Origin of the sequence: Kineosporia sp. NBRC 101731 (genome assembly GCF_030269305.1) — a bacterium.
Classification (GTDB): domain Bacteria; phylum Actinomycetota; class Actinomycetes; order Actinomycetales; family Kineosporiaceae; genus Kineosporia.
In genome coordinates this window covers 383724-403161 of record NZ_BSTC01000006.1, presented here as the reverse complement: position 1 = coordinate 403161, position 19438 = coordinate 383724, and the positions used below count along the sequence as shown (strand labels likewise).

At 71.0% G+C, this 19438-nt stretch carries 22 protein-coding genes; 7 read left to right on the top strand and 15 right to left on the bottom strand.

Translation table 11 applies throughout. From position 1 onward, the window contains the following. Positions 1–33 precede the first annotated feature (33 nt). The 7 genes from trpC to hisI form a co-directional block, all read right to left on the bottom strand. Positions 34–846, bottom strand: a complete 813-nt coding sequence (gene trpC / locus QSK05_RS19705; RefSeq protein WP_285598717.1) for an indole-3-glycerol phosphate synthase TrpC — start codon at positions 844–846, stop codon at positions 34–36. Positions 847–1023: 177 nt separating this feature from the next. Further along, complete coding sequence (locus QSK05_RS19700; protein WP_285598716.1) at positions 1024–1542, bottom strand: DUF2752 domain-containing protein; 519 nt, start codon at positions 1540–1542, stop codon at positions 1024–1026. Positions 1543–1782: 240 nt separating this feature from the next. Next, positions 1783–2778, bottom strand: coding sequence for an RDD family protein (locus QSK05_RS19695; protein WP_285598715.1), 996 nt, complete (start codon positions 2776–2778; stop codon positions 1783–1785). Between the two features lie 238 nt (positions 2779–3016). Then, positions 3017–3283, bottom strand: a complete 267-nt coding sequence (locus QSK05_RS19690) for an HGxxPAAW family protein (protein WP_285598714.1) — start codon at positions 3281–3283, stop codon at positions 3017–3019. Positions 3284–3400: 117 nt separating this feature from the next. Beyond that, positions 3401–4099 (bottom strand): Trp biosynthesis-associated membrane protein, encoded by a 699-nt coding sequence (locus QSK05_RS19685; protein WP_285598713.1) that lies wholly within the window; start codon positions 4097–4099, stop codon positions 3401–3403. Then, positions 4096–5691, bottom strand: coding sequence for an anthranilate synthase component I (locus tag QSK05_RS19680; RefSeq protein ID WP_285598712.1), 1596 nt, complete (start codon positions 5689–5691; stop codon positions 4096–4098). The genes QSK05_RS19685 and QSK05_RS19680 overlap by 4 nt, the downstream gene beginning before the upstream one ends. After that, positions 5688–6137, bottom strand: a complete 450-nt coding sequence (hisI, locus tag QSK05_RS19675; protein WP_285598711.1) for a phosphoribosyl-AMP cyclohydrolase — start codon at positions 6135–6137, stop codon at positions 5688–5690. Before hisI ends, QSK05_RS19680 begins: the two co-directional genes overlap by 4 nt. A gap of 174 nt (positions 6138–6311) precedes the next feature. Here hisI and QSK05_RS19670 point away from each other — a divergent pair, with 174 nt between their 5' ends. Continuing rightward, a complete protein-coding gene (locus tag QSK05_RS19670) occupies positions 6312–7670 on the top strand; it encodes a hypothetical protein (protein ID WP_285598710.1) in 1359 nt (452 codons plus the stop codon). Positions 7671–7705: 35 nt separating this feature from the next. Further along, entirely contained in the window at positions 7706–8308 is a 603-nt protein-coding gene (locus QSK05_RS19665; protein ID WP_285598709.1) for a DUF4291 domain-containing protein, read from the top strand. A 40-nt stretch (positions 8309–8348) separates the two neighbouring features. On the opposite strand, the gene QSK05_RS19660 is transcribed toward QSK05_RS19665, so the two are convergent. Further along, positions 8349–10223, bottom strand: coding sequence for an ABC transporter ATP-binding protein (locus QSK05_RS19660; protein ID WP_285598708.1), 1875 nt, complete (start codon positions 10221–10223; stop codon positions 8349–8351). Beyond that, entirely contained in the window at positions 10220–12160 is a 1941-nt protein-coding gene (locus QSK05_RS19655) for an ABC transporter ATP-binding protein (RefSeq protein WP_285598707.1), read from the bottom strand. Before QSK05_RS19655 ends, QSK05_RS19660 begins: the two co-directional genes overlap by 4 nt. Before the next feature lie 200 nt (positions 12161–12360). On the opposite strand from QSK05_RS19655, the gene QSK05_RS19650 reads away from it, so the two are divergent. Further along, on the top strand, positions 12361–13002 hold the full coding sequence (locus QSK05_RS19650) for a TIGR03085 family metal-binding protein (protein WP_285598706.1): 642 nt from the start codon (positions 12361–12363) through the stop codon (positions 13000–13002). A gap of 13 nt (positions 13003–13015) precedes the next feature. On the opposite strand, the gene hisF is transcribed toward QSK05_RS19650, so the two are convergent. Continuing rightward, positions 13016–13786 carry an imidazole glycerol phosphate synthase subunit HisF gene (hisF, locus tag QSK05_RS19645; protein WP_285598705.1) on the bottom strand — a complete coding sequence of 257 codons (771 nt, stop codon included), beginning with the start codon at positions 13784–13786 and terminating at the stop codon, positions 13016–13018. Positions 13787–13810: 24 nt separating this feature from the next. On the opposite strand from hisF, the gene QSK05_RS19640 reads away from it, so the two are divergent. From QSK05_RS19640 to QSK05_RS19625, 4 genes are read left to right on the top strand one after another with little or no spacing between them, the layout of a single operon-like run. After that, positions 13811–14434, top strand: a complete 624-nt coding sequence (locus QSK05_RS19640; RefSeq protein WP_285598704.1) for a nucleoside/nucleotide kinase family protein — start codon at positions 13811–13813, stop codon at positions 14432–14434. Positions 14435–14445: 11 nt separating this feature from the next. Continuing rightward, positions 14446–14997: a DoxX family protein gene (locus tag QSK05_RS19635; protein ID WP_285598786.1), complete on the top strand. Its 552-nt coding sequence runs from the start codon at positions 14446–14448 to the stop codon at positions 14995–14997. A gap of 29 nt (positions 14998–15026) precedes the next feature. After that, positions 15027–15782 carry a DsbA family protein gene (locus QSK05_RS19630; RefSeq protein WP_285598703.1) on the top strand — a complete coding sequence of 252 codons (756 nt, stop codon included), beginning with the start codon at positions 15027–15029 and terminating at the stop codon, positions 15780–15782. Then, on the top strand, positions 15782–16066 hold the full coding sequence (locus QSK05_RS19625) for an Rdx family protein (RefSeq protein WP_285598702.1): 285 nt from the start codon (positions 15782–15784) through the stop codon (positions 16064–16066). Before QSK05_RS19630 ends, QSK05_RS19625 begins: the two co-directional genes overlap by 1 nt. A 51-nt stretch (positions 16067–16117) precedes the next feature. Here the strand turns inward: QSK05_RS19625 and QSK05_RS19620 are convergent, their stop codons facing one another. The 5 genes from QSK05_RS19620 to QSK05_RS19600 are packed head-to-tail and all read right to left on the bottom strand — an operon-like array spanning position 16118 to position 19332. Further along, positions 16118–16609 carry a PH domain-containing protein gene (locus QSK05_RS19620; protein WP_285598701.1) on the bottom strand — a complete coding sequence of 164 codons (492 nt, stop codon included), beginning with the start codon at positions 16607–16609 and terminating at the stop codon, positions 16118–16120. Then, positions 16606–16869, bottom strand: coding sequence for a phosphoribosyl-ATP diphosphatase (locus QSK05_RS19615; RefSeq protein ID WP_285598700.1), 264 nt, complete (start codon positions 16867–16869; stop codon positions 16606–16608). The genes QSK05_RS19620 and QSK05_RS19615 overlap by 4 nt, the downstream gene beginning before the upstream one ends. 19 nt (positions 16870–16888) lie before the next feature. Beyond that, positions 16889–17374, bottom strand: a complete 486-nt coding sequence (ribH, locus tag QSK05_RS19610; protein ID WP_285598699.1) for a 6,7-dimethyl-8-ribityllumazine synthase — start codon at positions 17372–17374, stop codon at positions 16889–16891. Positions 17375–17419: 45 nt separating this feature from the next. Continuing rightward, positions 17420–18709, bottom strand: a complete 1290-nt coding sequence (ribA, locus tag QSK05_RS19605) for a GTP cyclohydrolase II (RefSeq protein WP_285598698.1) — start codon at positions 18707–18709, stop codon at positions 17420–17422. Next, positions 18706–19332 (bottom strand): riboflavin synthase, encoded by a 627-nt coding sequence (locus QSK05_RS19600; protein ID WP_285598697.1) that lies wholly within the window; start codon positions 19330–19332, stop codon positions 18706–18708. The genes ribA and QSK05_RS19600 overlap by 4 nt, the downstream gene beginning before the upstream one ends. Between the last annotated feature and the right edge of the window lie 106 nt (positions 19333–19438).

The window sequence follows — 19438 nt, the reverse complement described above, 5'->3', positions numbered from 1 at the left end:
AGTTCTGTTCGAAGGGGTGACCCGGGAAGAGGGTCAGGAGCGCCCGGCCCGCAGGGCGGGGTGGGACCCGGCGGCGACCAGGTCGGCGACGGCACCACGCGGGTTGTTGCCGACCACGAGGCTCTCACCGACCAGCACCGCGTGGGCGCCGGAGCGGGCGTAGTCGAGCACGTCGTGCGGACCGCGCACCCCGGACTCGGCGACCCGGACGATGCCGCTGGGGATCTTCGGCGCGAGTTTGGCGAACGTGTTGCGGTCCACCTCGAGGGTCTTCAGGTTGCGGGCGTTGACGCCCACCACCCGGGCGCCGGCATCGACCGCGCGCTGCACCTCTTCCTCGTCGTGCACCTCGACCAGGGCGGTCATGCCGACCGAGTGAACCCGCTCGATCAGCGAGACCAGAGCCTCCTGCTCGAGCGCGGCCACGATCAGCAGGATCGCGTCGGCACCGGTGGCCCGGGCCTCCCACACCTGATAGCTGGTGAACACGAAGTCCTTGCGCAGCACCGGCACGTCGACCGCGGCCCGCACACTGGCCAGGTCTTCGAGGCTGCCGCCGAAACGGTGCTTCTCGGTGAGCACGCTGATGACGGAGGCGCCACCGGACTCGTACTCGGTGGCCAGACCGGCGGGGTCACCGATCTCGGCCAGGGAACCCTTGCTCGGGCTCGACCGTTTCACCTCGGCGATCACCTTGACGGTGTCGCCGTGGCGCAGAACCGATTCCGCCGGCTTCGCCGAGGGCAGTTGTGCGGCCCGTTCCTGGAGCTTCTCCAGGGGTGTGGTGGCCTGGCGTTCTTCCAGGTCAGCTTTTACCCCGACGAGGATCTGATCGAGCACAGTCACACAAGGCTCCCTCGTCACGCGGCGGTGTCAACCCGTCGATGGTACCTATTCCCAGAGGGTGCTCCGGCCCCTACCGTCCGCCATGACTCGCAGGTCCCGTCTGATATGGACCGTTTCGCCCGAGCCGATCAGCGGCCGATCAGTGGCTGATCCGCCACCGATCCATCACCGGATCGGTCACGGAGCGAGGAACTCCCACCCGGGAATGTTCCGCAGCACCCCGAAGAGGATAAGGCCGAGAACGACCGCGACCGGCCCCCAGAGCCGGATACCCGCACGTAAGCGCCCTTTCGGGTCACCTGCGAACAGGGTTTTCGTGCTTGAGGACGAGGTTCCCGGCGCGGGGCCGCCGGTGCTCCCGGGGAGGGGGCCCGTGGGGAGGGCGCCGGGGTCGGCGAGGCGCCGGAACCAGCGCACCCAGAGCACGACGGCCACCGGCGCCACGAGCGTCACCAGCAGGTTCGAGGACAGCGCGGCCGGTACGTCGCCGTGGGCCAGGTCGTGCACCGCCCGCAGACCGCCGCAGCCGGGGCAGTACACGCCGAGCAGCGCACGGAACGGGCAGCCGGGATAGTGCCCGGGACGATTCGGGTCGACAACCGCCAGGTACCCGGTGGCTGCGCCGGTGACGGCGGCGACGACCAGCGGGCGCACCAGGTGCCGGGAGGGCCGCCAAGGCCGCTCCGGTGCGCTCACAGGCCGTCGCACGACGTTCACGGACGAGTCACGGTCGGCCGGGACGGGTCACGCACAGGACGACCGTGTTCGGAACCGACCACAGCCGGCACGGCACGGCACCGTTCGACACGTCCCGGCACGGCACCGTTCGACACGTCCCGGCACGGCGCGACATGGCTTGTCTCGACACGGCTCGCCCCGACACGGCTCGCCCCGACACCGCCGGTCCCGACACCGCTCGTCCCGACACCGCTCGACTCAGACCCGGATCACGACGGTCTTGGCGGCCATGTCGTGCCAGCCCTGCCGGCGGCCGCTGGAGTCGAAGAACGGCGAGAGGTACACGACGATCTGGCCGATACCGCAGAAGAGGCCGCCCGCGAACGGGATCAGCCAGCGCAGGAGGGCCGGGACCCAACCGGGCACCTGGCCGTCCTCGACCTTCACGACCCGTACGCCGAGCACCATCTTGCCGACCGTGGCACCCCGTGTGGCGATCATGGTCACCTGGTAGATCAGCGGGATCAGGAAGGCGATGGCATAGAACGCCAGACCCATGACCGTCTCGCCCGCACTGGTGCCGTCCATGGTCGTACTGGAGTCCAGGCTGTCGTCACCCGACCAGATCGCGAGCCCCAGGAGCACGAACAGGATGGCGAAGATCACCGACAGGAGCACCCCGTCGATGAGCTGCGCCGCGAGCCGGCGGCCCATCGAGGCGAACTCGATGTTCGCGGGGATGTTGCTCGCGTTGTTCTGCATCGGGTTGCCGTACGCCCCGTAGACAGGCGGCTGCCCGTACGGGTTGGAACCGTAGGCCCCCGGCTGCTGACCGTACTGACCCGGCTGGCCGTACTGACCCGGCTGCTGCTGGCCGTACTGGCCGGGCTGCTGCTGGCCGTACTGGCCGGGCTGCTGCTGGCCGTACTGGCCGGGCTGCTGCTGGCCGTACTGGCCGGGCTGCTGCTGGCCGTACTGGCCGGGCTGCTGACCGTACGGGGGCTGGTGGCCGGGCGAACCGTACTCGGGCGGACCCGGCTGCTGGGGCTGACCCGGCTGCTGGGGCTGGCCGTACTGACCCTGCCCGTACGAGGGCTGGCCCGGCTGGTTCTGCCCGTACTGCGGCGGCTGGCCGTACGTCGGCTGCTGCCCTGCGGACTGCCCCGGGTGCTGTGCCGGGTCGCCCTGCTGTTCCGGATTGCCGGATTCGCCGTTGTTCGGGTCGCGCGGCGGGTTCGAGCCGTACTCGGACATCGTCACCTCATCGTCGGTGCGGGCCTACCTGGCCCCGGTCGACACGCAGGCTACCGGCGGGTCGGCCCGGTTCGTCCACCGGCGGGTGACCGCCCTCCTCCGAGGAGGAGGGCCCGGACCGCTTGCCCTGTCACTGCCCTGTACCTGCCCTGTCACTGCTCTGTTCGCCAGGTCTTCTCCCCGGCCAACGTCAGCGGTCGGCCGGAGGTGCCCGCCCGGCCCGATGCGGTCCGATGTCTCAGTGGCTGGAGTGAGGCTGAGCGCCGAACCCCATCGCCCCGAGGACCTTGCCGACCACGGGACCGACCACGACGGCGATGACCATGCCGACGATGAACAGCCACAGGTACTCGTTGATGCCGAAGCCGACGGCGATGGTCGCCAGCAGCGAACCGATCAGCACGACCACGACCGCGACCCAGGCCGCGACCGAGTGCCCGTGGCCGTACGGGTCGTGGAAGTCCTGCTCCGCAGGCTTCGGGTGTTGTTCCTTGGTGCCCGCCATGACGTCCCCTTTCAGACGGCCCACATTCTGTCAGCTCTCTTCAGCTCAGGCCGGTAGGGACGATATCGGTTCGCCTCCACCGGGTCGCGGTGCACCCCGTTCGGGCGAGCCGCGACGTCAGTCGTCCCGGTTGTCCGTGCTGTCCGAGGTGAGGTCCTCGCCGCGGTTCTGGGCGTCCCAGACATCGGCCGAGCTGGACCAGCCACCGGCGGCGGTGGCGCCGGCCGCCGCGTCCGGCGTCGTGGTCCTCGCGCCCTGGCGCTCGAACCGGCGTCCGCCGACCGGCCACGACCGGCTGCCCACGACCCCGAGTAACCCGGCCAGCGCGATCACCACGGCACCGGCCACGTGGATCCAGCCCCAGCCGTTCAGACTGATGTTCAGGTCGAAGCTCTCGGCCAGGTCGCCGCCGAGGCTGAGGGTGTCGCGCAGCGCGTCGGAGGCCGCGCCCTGCGGATCGCTCATCGTGCGTACCCCGCTGACCGCGAGCGCGACGCCGCAGACCAGCACGCCGACGGGGATCACGAACCGGGCCAGGCGTCCGGCGATGGTCAGGACCAGGGAGGCGGCCGCGACCGCGACGGCGACGGCCGTCCCGGCGGGGGCGGCCTGGCCGCCGGTGATGTCGATGTCCCCGAAGGTGGCCAGCGCGGCCACGTTCACGGTGCCCCAGGGACGCGATCCCCCCAGCAGCACCAGACCGGCGCCGAGCAGTCCGAGCAGCACGACCGTTCGCCGCCCGGTCAGGGCCCGGGGACCGCCCGGCCGCCCCGGTGTGACCGATCCCGGGACCTGCGGAAGCTGGACCGAACTCATGCGGGAGTCCCGTCGTCCTCAATCGTGGCCCGGACCGGCCGGACCGTGGTGGCCACGTGGACGGCGCGCAGGACGGCGGCCGCCTTGTTGCGGCACTCCTCGTCCTCCTTCTCCGCCACCGAGTCGGCCACGATGCCCGCGCCGGCCTGCACGTGGGCCACGCCCTCGCGCAGCAGGGCGGTGCGGATGGCGATCGCGAAGTCCATGTCGCCGGCCACGTCAAGGTAGCCCACCACCCCGCCGTAGATGCCGCGGGTGACCGGTTCCAGCTCGTCGATCAGCTGCATGGCCCGGGGTTTCGGGGCGCCGGAGAGCGTGCCGGCGGGGAAGGTCGCGCGCAGCACGTCGAAGGCGGTGCGGCCCGGGGCGAGCTCCCCCTCGACGGTGGAGACCAGGTGCATGACGTGGCTGTACCGCTCGACCTCCATGAAATCGACCACCTCGACGGTGCCCGCGGTGCAGACCTTGCCCAGGTCGTTGCGGGCCAGGTCGACGAGCATCAGGTGCTCGGCGCGCTCCTTGGTGTCGGCGAGCAGTTCCACGGCCAGGTCGTTGTCCTCGCCCGCGGTGGCCCCGCGCGGGCGGGTACCGGCGATCGGGTGGGTGATCGCGCGCCCGCCGGTCACCTTCACCAGCGCCTCGGGGCTGGAGCCGACCACGGCCAGCTCGCGGCCCGCGGAGTCCTCAGTCCGGTAGAGGTACATGTAAGGGCTGGGGTTGGACGCCCTTAGCACCCGGTAGACGTCGATCGCGTCGGCCGGGCAGTCCAGGTCGAAGCGCTGCGAGATGACCACCTGGAACACCTCGCCGTCGACGATGGCGCGCTTGCCCGCCGCCACGGCATCCAGATAGTCCTCGCGGCGGGTGCGCTCGCGGGGCTGCACCTTCTTCGGCGCCGGCTCGTGCACCGCGACCGTGCTGGGGGCGGGCTCGGCCAGCTGGCGGGTCATCCGGTCCAGGCGCGCGACGGCGTCGGCGTGGGCCTCGTCCACCCGCTCGTCGGTGCCGTCGTAGTTCACCGCGTTGGCGATGAGCATCAGGGTGCCGTCGGTGTGGTCGAGCACGGCCAGGTCGGTGGCCAGGCTCATGGCCAGTTCCGGCACCTCGAGCTCGTCCTGGGGCGCGTTGGGCAGCTTCTCCCAGCGGCGCACGGCCTCCCAGCCCACGTAGCCGACCATGCCGCCGGTCAGCGGCGGCAGCCCGGGCAGGCGCGGGGCCCGCAGCGCCTCGACCGTGTCGCGCAACGCGACCAGCGGGTCGCCGCCGGTCGGGACGCCGGCCGGCGGATCACCGATCCAGTGCGCCACGCCGTCCCTCGACGTCAGGGTCGCCCGGCTGGCGGCACCGATGATGCTGTAGCGCGACCAGACCCCGCCGTGCTCGGCCGATTCGAGCAGGAACGTGCCGGAACGGTCGCCGGCCAGCTTGCGGTACACACCGATCGGGGTCTCGCCGTCCGCCAGGAACCGCCGCACCACCGGGATCACCCGGCGGTCGGCGGCCAGGCGCCGGAACCCGTCCAGGTCCGGCCAGGTGCCACCGAAACCCAGATCGGTGGGGATGTCGGTGGGGCGCTCGCTCGTGGCGGTCACGCGGGTGACTCCTCGCTCTGGGAAGGGTTCTGGGAAAGGTTCCGGGAAGCGTTCGGGGTGAGGACCGGTCCGGTGACGACCTTGAGCCGGTCGGCGTCGAAGCAGGTGCGGTCACCGGTGTGGCAGGCGGCCCCGACCTGGTCGACCGTGACGAGCAGCGCATCGCCGTCACAGTCCAGCGCCACCGCCTTGACCCACTGCACGTGCCCGGAGGTGTCGCCCTTGCGCCAGTACTCCTGGCGGCTGCGGCTCCAGAACGTCACCCGGCCACTAGTCAGGGTGCGGTGCAGGGCCTCGTCGTCCATCCAGCCGACCATCAGCAGCTCGCGGGTGTCCCACTGCTGGACGACGGCGCAGACCAGGCCGTCGGGATTGCGGGTCAGGCGGGCGGCGAGGCCGGGGTCCAGCGGCGAGTTCTCAGCCGGTTTCTCAGAGGTCGCACTCACCCGGCCAATACTGGCACCGCTCCCGGGGCAGCCCGTGCCACCCCACCCCGAGGCTCCTCACCGGTCCCGGCACCGGTCCGGGAGGTTGCGATTTGGTCGCGGAACCACCTACGCACAGTCTTTTCACATCCCGTTGACGTGCATGGAGGCATCCGTTCACTGAATGATGTCGGGATGCCCACCTTGCTGCACATCGGTGCCCCGAAAACGGGGACGACCGCCATTCAGGCGTCCCTGGAGGATCTCAAGCACCACACCGAGGGTGGGCTGGAGATGTACGGCCTGAGCATGCCCGGCACACCGTTCGAGCAGGCCAAGGGGGCACTGGCGGCACTCGGTCAGGGCACCGGCTGGCAGGCCAGCGACCATCCGGTGAAGGACCGTCACTGGCAGCGGCTGCTGCTCCAGGTCTCGGCGGCGCCGGGGCTGCGGTTCGTGTCCAGCGAGTACCTGTGCGAGGCGTCGGAGGAGTCGGCGCAGCGGATCGTGGACGACCTGCGCGAGCACAGTTCGGACGACGAGGTACGCGTGGTGCTCACGCTGCGCCCGCTGACCCGGATCATGCCCTCGGCGTGGCAGCAGTACCTGAAGAGCGGCCACCAGCTGCCCTACCCGAAGTGGTGCCGGGCGATGCTCTCGTCCCCGCCGAAACGGGGCGTGACACCGTCGTTCTGGCGTCGCCACGACCAGGGCGACGTGTTGCGTCGGTGGGCTGCCGCGGTGGGGCCGCAGAATGTCACCGCGGTGGTGCTCGACCCGGCCGACCGCGGTCTGCTGATGCGCACCTTCAACGATCTGCTGGGTCTGCCCACCGGCACCCTCACCGATGGCGCGGCCGGACGGCAGAACCGGTCGATGTCGGCGGCCGAGACCGAGCTGTTCCGGCGGCTCAACGTGCAGCTGCGCGAGCGTGACTTCCCCTGGAAGGACTACGCCGACCTGATCCGTTACGGCTCGATCCTGCGCACGGTCGAGCTGATGCCTTCCGAGGGCGGCCCCGCCGTGCGCACCCCGGACTGGGCCGTGCAACGCGCCGTCGAACTCGCCACCGGATACCAGGAGACCATCGGCGACCTGGAGAAAGCCGGGATGACGGTGATCGGCGACCCCGCCCTGCTGACCGAGGCCTACGCCGGGGCCGACGAGGAGCGCCCGGCTCCCGACCTGGTGTCGATGGACACGGCCGTGCAGGCCATCCTCGGTGTCGTGTCCCGCTCCAGCACCGGCAACGCGTTCTTCCCCGACGAGGTGGCCCAGGGTCTCGGCGAGCAGGAGGGTCTGCCCGGCTCGCAGCGCACGGAGAAGGAGATCGTCCGCATCCAGGACCTGTCCTCCCGCGAGATCAGCGAGGTCCTGGCCACCCGGCTGCGCAAGGGCGTGCGCAAGCAGTACCGCACCCAGAGCCGCCGGATCCGGCGCATCGCCGCCCGGGGCACCCTGACGCCGCAGCAGAAGGCCGCGGAGCTGGAGCCGCTCGAGGAAGAGTCTTCCACCCGCTCCGCGACCGGTCACGGCACCGATCAATTCGGATGATCCGCGGCGGGCGCGTCGCTAACGTTGTGTGGATCATGAGCATCACACCGGTCCGCCAGGTACGTGCCCTCCACGACGACGAGCGCATCACGGTCTATCAGGCCTACGACTCCGCCATCGCCGAAGCAGCCCTGGCCGCAGGACGTTTCGTGCCGCCGTTCAAGACGGAGCGCATGACCTGGATCAAGCCTTCGTTCCTCTGGATGATGTACCGCTGCGGATGGGGCCGTAAAGCCGGCCAGGAGCGGATTCTCGCGATCCGGATCACCCGGGCCGGTTTCGAGCAGGCCCTCGCCCAGGCCTGCCTGAGCCACTTCGAGCGCGACGTGCACAACACGCAGGACACCTGGAAACGCCTCACCCGGGAGCGGCCGGTGCGGGTGCAGTGGGACCCCGAACGCTCGCTCTCCCTGGCCCCTCTGGAGCACCGCTCCATCCAGATCGGCCTCGGTGCCCCGGTCGTGCCGGACTACGTGGACGGGTGGACGACGGGCATCACCGACGTCACCCCCCTCGCCCACGCGATCCACGCCCGGGTGCGGGCCGACGACCTGGACGGCGCCCGGGCCCTGCTGCCGGCCGAACGCCCCTACCCGCTCCCCGCGGCGATCGCCCGGGACCTGCGCGTCACGGGATGAGGTTTTGCCACCCGGTGGATCCGGGTGACGGTGGCCTGGTTCATCCGTGGGCCGGCTGAGACGTCTGGCTGCGCCAGGACGCGTACATGCGCTGGTAGGGCTCGCAGCGTTTCAGCAGGTCGGCATGATGGCCGACGTCGGCGACCTCGCCGTGGGCGACCACCACGACCAGGTCGGCGGCCTCGGCCGTGCTGAGGCGGTGGGCGATCGTGACCGAGGTGCGGCCCCGGGTGACGCCGTCGAGGGCGGCCTGCAGCTTCACCTCGGTGGCGGGGTCGACGGCGGACGTGGCCTCGTCGAGCACCAGCAGGTCAGGGTCGGCCAGGTAGGCACGGGTCAGGGCCAGCAGCTGCCGCTCCCCCGCCGACAGTGACTCGCCCCGCTGCCCGACCGGGGTGTCCAGGCCCCGCGGCAGACCCTGCGCCCAGTCCAGCAGGCCGAGCTCGCGCAACGCACCCTCCACCTGCTCACGGGTGGCGCTCTCGCTGCCCCAGGCGATGTTGTCGGCCAGGCTCAGGTCGAACAGGAATCCTTCCTGCGGCACCATCACCACCCGCGAGCGCAGGTTGGCGAAGGTGATGCGGCGCAGGTCTTCCCCGTCGAGGAGCACCCGCCCGTCGGCCGGGTCCATCAGGCGGGTGAGCAGTTTCGCCAGGGTGGTCTTGCCGGAACCGGTCTCGCCCACCACCGCGACGCGGGCCCGCGGCGGGATGCTCAGGCTGACATCGCGCAGCACCGGCTCGCCCTCCGGGTAGGCGAAGGTGACGTGCTCGAACTCCACGGCGATCGGCCCGCGCGGCAGGCTCACACCCTCCTCGCCCGGGTCGACGATGTCGGCCGGGGTGTCGAGCACGCCGATCACACGCCGCCAGCCGGCCGCGGCGTTCTGCAGCTCGTTCAGCACCTCGGTACCCATCTGCACCGGCGTGGTGAACAGCTGCACCAGGAACAGCACGGCCAGCAGCTCGCCGAGGGTGAGGCCGCCGTCCACGCCCAGGGCCGTACCGGCCACCACGACCGCCGCGACCACCAGGCCGGACATCAGCACGCCACCGGTGAACGAGACCGCCACCAGCATCTGGGCCCGCACGGCCGAGTGCTGATGAGCCTCGATCGCCGTGTCGATGCGCCGCTGGGTGCGGGTCTGCACCGCGTAGGCGCGAATGGTATCGGCGCCGACCACGGCCTCGGAGATCGAGCCCAGCATCTCGCCGACCCGCTCGCGCACGGTGCCGTAGGCCACGGACACCCGGCGCTGGATCGGCCGGACGATGATGAACAGCGGCAGGAAGCAGGCCCAGACCAGCAGGGTGAGCTGCCAGGAGTAGACGGCCATCACGATCGTGGCGATGAGCAGCTGACCGGCCGACAGCACCAGCAGCAGCCCACCCCACTGCACGAACGTCGAGATGGTGTCGACGTCGCTGGTCACGCGCGCGACCAGGGCGCCGCGGCGCTCGCTGTTCTGGGTCAGCACCGACAGGTCGTGGATGTGCCGGAACGCCTTCACCCGCAGCGTCGCCAGCCCGGCCTCGGTGGCCTGGAACAGCCGCACGTTGCTCACGTACGAGGCCACCGCGGTCAGCAGGACGGCACCGGCGACCACACCCACCAGGCGCAGCACCAGGCCCAGCCGTACGCCGTCGTCACCCGAGATCCCGGAATCGATGGTCTGCTGCACGGCAATCGGCACGAGGATCCGGCCACAGGTCGCGACCAGGGCCAGCAGCAGGGTCAGCCAGACGCCCCGCACCAGCTCCGGGGAGATCTCCGCGCCGCGCCGCAGCACCTGCCAGGCACCCAGGCGGTTACCGGTCAGGCCGGGGCGGCGGGCCGGGGTACCGGCGACCGCAGCGCCGGTGCCGCTGCCGGTGTCCGCGTCTGTGCCTGTGTCTGTGTCTGTCGTCGTGCTCATCGCCGTGTCATCCCCGTGAGGTCGTCCAGGTCTTCGTCGAGATCTCGAGCTCGGTCATCGGGCTGGTCCTGGAGCTGGTCGCCGGCCGCCGGTCGGGGTTCCGGTGCCTCGTCCTCCTCGTGGTCGTAGGCCGTGACGAGCCGTCGGTACCCCTCGCTGCGGACCAGGAGCTCGGCGTGTGTGCCGCGGTCGGCGATGCGGCCGTTCTCCAGGTAGGCCACCTCGTCGGCCAGGGCGATCGTGGCGCGGCGGTAGGCGATCACCACCACCGTGACCGAGGGCCCGGTCTCCACGGACGGGGAGGACGGAGCGTCGGACAGGCTGTCGAGACCGCTCAGGATCTCCGCCTCGATGCGCGGGTCGATGGCCGAGGTGGCATCGTCCAGCACCAGCAGGCGGGGCCGGCGCACCAGTGCCCGGGCGAGCGCCAGCCGCTGCCGCTGCCCGCCGGACAGGTCGGCGCCCCGCTCACCGATGACCGTGTCGAGGCCGTGCGGCAGGTGCCGCACGAAGGCCTCGGCCCGGGCCACCCCGAGCGCCCGCCACACGTCGTCGTCGCTGAAACGGGCATCGCCCAGCGTGACGTTGTCGCGCACGGTGTCGTTGAAGACGAACGTGCCCTGCGGCACCAGCGCGGCCAGCTCGGCGACCCCACCGGCCCGCAGCTCGCGCACGTCGGTGCCGTCCAGGCGGATCTCGCCCTTGGCCGGGTCGACCAGCCGCACCAGCAGGGTGGCCAGTGTGGACTTGCCCGAGCCGGTCGGCCCGACCAGGGCCAGCGTGCTGCCCGGGCGCACACTCAGGTCGACGTCGTGCAGCACCTCGTAGCGCCCGCCGTCGTTGTCCTGGTAGGCGTAGGCGACCTCGGACAGCTCCACGCCGACCGCACCGCCCGGAACCGGGGTGACGTCGCCGTAGGGCATCGCGTCGGTCTCGGCCAGCACGGCGCTGGTGCGCTCCCAGCCGACCACGGTGCGCGGGATCTCACCCAGCACCCAGCCCATCGAGCGCAGCGGGAACGCGACAAGGCTGAGCAGATACGCGACCTGCACCACGTCGCCGGTGGCGATGGCTCCGGACCGCACCCGCCAGGCACCGACCGCGAGCACGGCCAGGGTGCCGAGGGTGGGGATGGCCTCCATCAGCGGGTCGAAGGCCGCCCGTAGCCGTCCGGCCCGCACGTTCGCCACCCGCAGCCGGTCGGCGTAGACGGCGAACCGCTCGGTCTCGGAGGCCTCCCGACCCAGGCTCTTCACCACGGCCGCGGCCTCGAGGCTCTCGTGCGCGACCGAGGAGACCTCGCCGCGCTCGGCCTGGGCCCGCGTCACCGCCGGAGACATGTAGCGCTGGTAGACGGTGTTGAGCAGCACCACCCAGGGCAGCACCAGCAGGCCGACGGCGCCCAGCACCGGATCGGCCACGAGCATCGCGGCCGCCGCGACGATCAGCATGACGACGACACCGATGGCCATCGGCAGCGGTGCGAACACCTGCCAGGTGGCCTCGACGTCGGCATTCGCGTTGGACAGCAGCACCCCGGCCGGATGGCGGTGGTGCCACTCCAGCGGCAGGCGCAGGTACTGCCGGGTGAGCAGGCGCCGGTACCGCGCCTGCAGGCGGAACGACGTGAGCCCGGCCGCGACCCGGCGCCCGACCACCCCGACGGCCGTCAGGGCCGCCACCCCGGCCAGCACCAGCCCGGTGGTGAGCAGGTCGTGACCGCTGATGCTGCCCGCCTCGAAGGCCGGCGTCAGCACGTGGTCGGTGAGCCGGCCGAGCACCCAGCCACCACCGGCCGTGCCCGCGCCGTAGAGCGCCGACATCACCACCGCCACCGAGAAGATGGCCGGCTCCTGCCGGATACCGATGCCGATCACGCGCAGACCACGCAACAGCGTGCTCGGCTCCCGATCAGCCCGTGCGACCCGCTTCACCACGCGGGTACCTCCTGTCAACGCTCACGCAACGATCGTGGGCAGGGATGTGCCCTGCCCACGAGAGAACCCGGTCGCCCGCCCGCGTTCCCACGCACAGGAACGTTAGGCGGCACCACCGACAGAATCGGAAGGGACGGCACGCGCCGGAACGGGCGTAACGTCACCTCGTCGGTAACTTCCCCCTGTGTCAAGGTGAGCGCATGCCCTCGCATTCCGCAGCAGAACGTCAGGCTCTCGCCGATGCCCTGGCCGGGGCCGGCCCCGGCGCACCGACCCTGTGCGCCGGCTGGACCACCACCGACCTGGCCGTGCACCTGGTCCTGCGAGAAGGGCGCCCGCACGTGCGGCTGGCCGGCTCGATCGGCCCGGCCAAGGACTGGGCGGCCCGTCAGGAGCAGGCGACCACGGCCCGGCCCTACGAGGACCTGGTGACGACCGTGCGCAACGGTCCGCCCCGCCTGTCGCCGATGGCCCTGCCCGGCGTGGACTCCCTCGCCAACCTGCTGGAGCACTTCGTGCACTGCGAGGACGTGCGCCGCGCGGCCCCGGACTGGGAGCCGCGGGCCCTGCCCGGCGACCGGCAGGCCGCCATCTGGAAGAACGTGACCAGCCCGTTCGGCAAGGTGATGGTGCGCAAGGCCGCGATGCCCGTGAGCCTTCAGGTGCCCGGCGGCGAACCGGTCGTGCTGAAGGCCAAGGGGGAGGGCCCGGCGGTCACCCTGGTCGGTGAGCCCGGCGAGATCGCGATGTACCTGTTCGGGCGTAAGGAGCACGCCCGGGTCGAGCTCCTCGGCGACCCCGCGACGGTCGCCCGGTTCCGCGAGACCCCGATGCGAACCTGACGGACCCGACGGGTCAGCGGACGGGCACCCCGCCCGCCCGCAGCTCGTCCTTGACCTGACCGATCGTGAGCTGCTGGAAGTGGAAGACGCTGGCCGCGAGGACGGCGTCGGCCCCGGCGGCCACGGCCGGCGGGAAGTGCTCGACCGCACCGGCACCGCCACTGGCGATCAGCGGTACGCCGACCTCGTCCCGCACCAGGCGCAGCAGTTCCAGGTCGAAGCCGGCCTTGGTGCCGTCGGCGTCCATCGAATTCAGCAGGATCTCACCGGCACCCAGTTCGGCACCGCGCGCGGCCCAGTCGACCGCGTCGATCCCGGTGCCACGGCGGCCACCGTGCGTGGTGACCTCGAACCCGGACGCGGTGTGCGTGCCGGGCGGGCAGCGCCGGGCATCGACCGACAGGGTCAGTACCTGCGCCCCGAACCGGTGCGCGACCTCGGCGATCAGCTCGGGCCGCTGGATCGCGGCCGTGTTCACCCCGACCTTGTCGGCGCCCGCGCGCAGCAGCTTGTCGACGTCGTCGACCGAGCGCACACCGCCACCGACCGTGAGCGGGATGAAGATCTGCTCGGCGGTGCGGGAGACCACGTCGTACATCGTCTCGCGACCCGAGGACGAGGCGGTGACGTCGAGGAACGTCAGTTCGTCGGCGCCCTCGGCGTCGTAGCGGGCGGCGAGCTCGACCGGGTCACCGGCGTCCCGCAGGCCCTCGAAGTTGACGCCCTTGACGACGCGCCCGGCGTCGACGTCCAGACAGGGAATGACTCGCACGGCAACCGGCACAGGTCACAGCGTAGTGTCCGCCCGGTGACGTCCGCCCCCCAGCCCGATCCTGCGGTCATCGACCTGCTCATCGGTCTTCTCGAGCGGGCCGGCGCGCACTCGCACCCCTCGGCCACCACGGTCCTCGCCATCGACGGCCCCAGCGGGTCCGGGAAGACCACACTGGCCGACGAGCTGACCCGCGTCCTCCATCAGCGAAAGCCGGGGACGGCAGCCCTGGTGCGCCTGGAGGATCTCTACCCCGGCTGGGACGGACTGCGGGCGGCCACCGGCCGGCTCGCCACCGAGGTACTGCCCGCGCTGACCCGGGGCGAGACCGCCCGCTACCGCCGCTGGGACTGGACCGCCGACCGCTTTGGGGTGATTGAGGACGAAGTGCCCGCCAAAGAGGTGACCATCGTCGAGGGCGTGGGCGCGGGAGCCCTCGCCGCCGCCCCCATGGTGCATGCCCTGGTCTTCGCCGACGCCCCTGAACAGGTCAGACATGCTCGCGCGATGGCCCGGGACGGGGAGGGCTACCGGCCCCACTGGGAACGCTGGGCGGCTCAGGAACGGGCCTATTTCGCGGACGACCACCCGCACGAGCGGGCAGACCTGCTCGTGCTGCCCGGACTTCCAGGATCTGTCCAGGGTCGCGCACTACGCTGAATGCCGTGTCCATGCGCGGCGAGAGTTCCCCGGGTGTCCTGACCACCGGCACCACCGGCAGCAGTAGCACCAGCACAACCGGCAGCACCGGATGGCAGCAGTGGATCGGCCCGCTGGTCCGCGTGCTCGCCGGTGGCGTGTTCCTGTACACCGGCTGGGCCAAGATCCAGGACATCGACGACACCATCCGCTCGGTACGCAACTACCAGTTGCTGCCCGAGGCGGTCGTGCCGACCGTGGGCACGGCGCTGCCGGTGGTCGAGCTGATCCTGGGGGTCCTGCTGATCGCCGGTGTACTGACCCGGTTCGTGGCGATCTTCACCGCGCTGGTCAGCCTGGCGTTCTTCATCGGGGTGGCCTCGGCCTGGGCGCGGGGTCTGCAGATCGAGTGCGGTTGCTTCGGAAACAGCGGTTTCACCAGCAATCCGGTGCCCGGCTACGTGCGTGAACTCGCGCTCAACGGCGCGATCATGGCCGGCTGCGCCTGGCTGTTCCTGCGGGGCGCCGGCCGCTACTCACTCGACCGCACGCTGGGCCTCTCCCCCGCCACGGACACGCCGTAAACGAGAACCTCACGATCGGAGTCACAGGTATGGCGAGCGGCAGCTCGACCCGGGATGCACGTCAGGCCAAGGCCGCCGAAATGCGCGCGGCCGCGGCGAAGGCCGAGGCCAGGCGCCGCACCCTCATCGTCGGCAGCGCGGTGCTGGTGGTGGTGCTGGCGATCGTCGGCGTGTTCGTCGTCGTGCAGCAGGCCAACCGCAGCAGCTCGACCTCCAGCGCCGCCAATCCGGCCAACCTGAGTGCGGACAACTCGATCGTCGACGGCCAGAACACCGCGCCCGTCAAGGTCGTCATCTACGAGGACTTCCAGTGCCCGTACTGCGCGCAGTTCGAGGCCGCCAACCGCGAGCAGCTGGCTCAGATGGTCAAGGACGGTGACGTGCAGGTGCAGTACCGGCCCATCGCCTTCCTGGACCGCGCCTCCACCACCAACTACTCCACCCGTTCCCTGAACGCGGTGGCCGCGGTGGTGAACTCGAGCCCGGACTCGTTCCTGGAGTTCCACAACCTGCTCTTCGAGAACCAGCCCGAGGAGGGCGGCGCCGGCCTCACCGACGAGCAGCTGGTCACCTACGCGGTGCAGGCCGGGGCCGACGAGACAACCGTCAAGAAGGCTGTCGCCGACCAGACCTTCAAGGGCTGGACCGAGCGGGTCACCGAGGCCTCGTCCAAGGCCGGTATCTCCGGCACCCCGACGGTGAAGGTGAACGACACCACCCTGGAGAACCTCGACGCCGCCTCGCTGAAGAAGGCCGTGGACACCGCCCTGGCTGCTGCCAAGTAATGGCCCGGGTCTCCGTCACCTACTGCACCCAGTGCAACTGGCTGCTGCGGGCGGCCTGGGTGGCCCAGGAACTGCTGCAGACGTTCGGCACGGAACTGGACGAGGTGGCGCTGGTGCCGGGCACGGGAGGCGTCTTCCGGGTCCACGTCGGCGAAACCCTGGTCTGGGACCGCAAGGTCGACGGCAGTGCCGCCGACATGGTCGAGATCAAGCGCCGGGTGCGGGATCTGGCTGTTCCGGGTTTCGCTCTGGGACACGCTGACCGGGCCCGGAAGCCGAACTGAAAAAATGAGGGACGCGGGTACTCACCCGTGTCCCTCATTTTTTTGTTGGGGTTACCGGGCGGTGGTGTGGTGGTACTCGATCAGTGTCGCCAGGCGCTCCGCCTCGGACCGGGCGAACTCACCGTCGGCGCGCTGGATCGCCATCACCGCGAGCGGGTCGCCGTCCTCGGTGTTCAGCGTGACCCAGGGGTCGCTGACGCCGAAGTTCAGCCCTTCGACCTCACGCCAGGTCAGGGTGCGAGTGATCAGCAGGTTGCGCACCACCAGGCCCTCCGGCGAGGGAAGGGCCCGTACGCCGCCGAACCGGCTCATGCCCCAGCCGATGAACACGGCGATCACGAGCAGGCCGATCCGGTCGTTGATGCCGACCTGATCGACACCCGACCAGGGCAGCAGCAACGCGCAGGCGACGAAGGCCAGGGCCTGCCCGACCCCCATCACCCAGGCCACGATGCGGCCCTTACGGGAGACGAAAGGTCGGTGCAGGTCGGCGATCGCCTCTTCTCGGCCCGACTTGCCCGACTGACCGGCCGAGACCGTCACAGGTGCTTATAGACGTCGTCGAGGCTGATGCCCTTGGCGATCATCATCACCTGGAGGTGGTAGAGCAGCTGCGAGATCTCCTCGGCGGCGGCCTCGTCCGACTCGTACTCGGCCGCCATCCACACCTCGGCGGCCTCCTCGACCACCTTCTTGCCGATGCTGTGCACACCGGCGTCGAGGGCGGCAACCGTGCCGGATCCCTCCGGCCGGGTCTGCGCGCGGTGGGTCAACTCGGCGAACAGGGTCTCGAACGTCTTCACGGGTTGAGGGTATCCGGGGTCAGGCCAGGACCGGCGAGGGCAGGTCCTTCAGCACCAGCGCCGCGGCGATCGCGGCGGTGGCGGCCTCGTGACCTTTGTCTTCCCGCGAGCCGGGCAGACCCGCGCGATCCAGGGCCTGGGCCATGTCGTCGCAGGTGAGCAGACCGAACCCGACCGGTACACCGGAACGCACGCTGACGTCGGTCAGACCGTTCGTCGCGGCCTGGCAGACGTAGTCGAAGTGCGGGGTGCCACCCCGCACCACCACGCCGAGCGCGATGACGGCGTCGACACCGGACGCGGCCAGCCGGGAGGCTGCGACAGGGAGCTCGAAACTACCTGGGACCGGCACCTCCACGACGTCTTTCACACCGGCGTCGGCCAGACCGCGTCGCGCACCGTCGATCAGGCCGTTCATGACCTCCTCGTGCCACGAGGCCCAGACCAGACCGACCCGCAGTTGCGAACCGTCCACCGTGATCGTGGGCGCACCCTCGCCACTCATGGCGTTCTCCTTCATTCGTTGCTCGTTGTTCGTTGCCGCTGTGTGTCAGCGCGCGTTCAGGTCGTCCAGCTGGTGGCCCATCAGGTCCCGCTTGCTGGCCAGGTAGGCGGTGTTGTGCGGGTTCACGCCGACCTGCAGGCCGATCCGCATCGTCACCGTGATGCCGTGCTCGGCCAGTCCGGTGAGCTTGGCCGGGTTGTTGGTCAGCAACCGGATCGCGTCCAGGCCCAGGTCGTCGAGCACGGCCGCGGCCGCGCCGTACTCGCGGGCGTCGGCGGGCAGGCCCTGCGCGGTGTTCGCGGCGACCGTGTCGAGCCCGGAGTCCTGCAGCTGGTAGGCGGTGAGCTTGGCCAGCAGGCCGATGCCCCGGCCCTCGTGACCGCGCAGGTAGATCACCACGCCCCCCTCGGAGGCGACACGCTCCAGGGCCGCGTCGAGCTGCGGACCGCAGTCGCAGCGGCTGGAGCCGAACGCGTCACCGGTCAGGCATTCGGAGTGCACCCGCACCAGTGCACCGGTACCGGCGGGCTCCCCCGCGACCAGGGCCACGTGCTCGTGTCCGGTCAGCATGTCGCGGTAGGCGACGGCCCGGAAGTCACCGTGGCTGGTCGGCAGCAGGCTGTCGGCCACCCGGCGCACCCGTGGCGGCGCCGCGACCGGGGCCTCCGGAACGGCCCCCGGGTGCTCCCGGCGGTAGACCACCAGGTCTTCGATGCTGATCAGCGGGAGGCCGAACTCGTCGGCCAGGGCCCGCAGACCGGGCAGGCGGGTGACCGGGCCGGCGTCTTCCACCACCTCGGCGAGCACCCCGACCGGCGGCAGCCCGGCCAGCACACACAGGTCCACGGCCGCCTCGGTGTGGCCACGGCGTTCCAGCACCCCACCCGGTCGGGCCCGCAGCGGGAAAACGTGCCCGGGACGCACCAGGTCTTCGGGCCCGGTGCGGCCGTCAGCCAGCAGGCGCAGGGTCACCGAGCGGTCGGCGGCGCTGATACCGGTCGAGATGCCCGACCGGGCGTCGACGCTGACCGTGTAGGCCGTACGCAGCGACTCCTCGTTGCGCTCCACCATGTGCGGCAGCGCCAGCGCGTCGGCGCGGTCGTCGAGCATCGGGGCGCAGAGCACGCCGGAGGTGTGCCGCACGGTCCAGCCCACCCACTCCGGCGAGGCGTTGACGGCCGCCAGGATGACGTCGCCCTCGTTCTCCCGGTCGGCGTCGTCCACCACCAGAACCGGCAGGCCGGCCCGCAGTGCCTCCAGGGCCTTCTCCACCGGGTCCAGGGCGATGTCGCCGTACCGAACCTCGTTCTCGTGCACCTGCAGGTCCCCGCTCATCGTGGAGCCACCGTCTCTTCCGTGAATGTGGGAGCGGTGCTCAGCCGCTCCACGTACTTCGCCAGCACGTCCACCTCGAGGTTCACCGGCTCTCCGACGGCGCGGTGCCCGAGCGTGGTGCGGGAAAGAGTCTCCGGGATCAGCGAGACGGTGACGACCGTGGGGCCGTCGGTGAGATCAGCGATCGTCAGGGAGACGCCGTCGATCGTGATCGAGCCCTTGGCCACCACATAACGGGCCAGCTCGGCCGGGATCTCGACGCGCACCAGCTCCCAGTTGTCGCCGGGCACCCGCTCGACGACGGTGCCGGTGCCGTCGACGTGGCCCTGCACGACGTGACCGCCGAACCGTCCGTTCGCCGCCAGCGGGCGCTCGAGGTTCACCGGGACGCCGGGGGCGGCAGTGCGCAGGGAGCTGCGTTTGAGCGTCTCGGCCATCACATCGGCCGTGAACGTGTCACCGGCCAGTTCGACCACCGTGAGGCAGACACCGTTGACCGCGATCGATGCGCCGGGCACGGCGTCGGAAGTCACCAGCGGCCCCCGTACGGTCACCCGGGCGGAGTCCGCCCCGGGCACCAGTTCGACCACCTGGCCCAGCTCTTCAACGATCCCGGTGAACATCAGTGACCCTCCTACCACGCCGTGGGGCGGGCTCCGGGGGTCACGACGGGAAGAGCTGCCGGCCCATCCCGTCATCGGGAGAGGCTGACGCGTCGTATCGGTACCG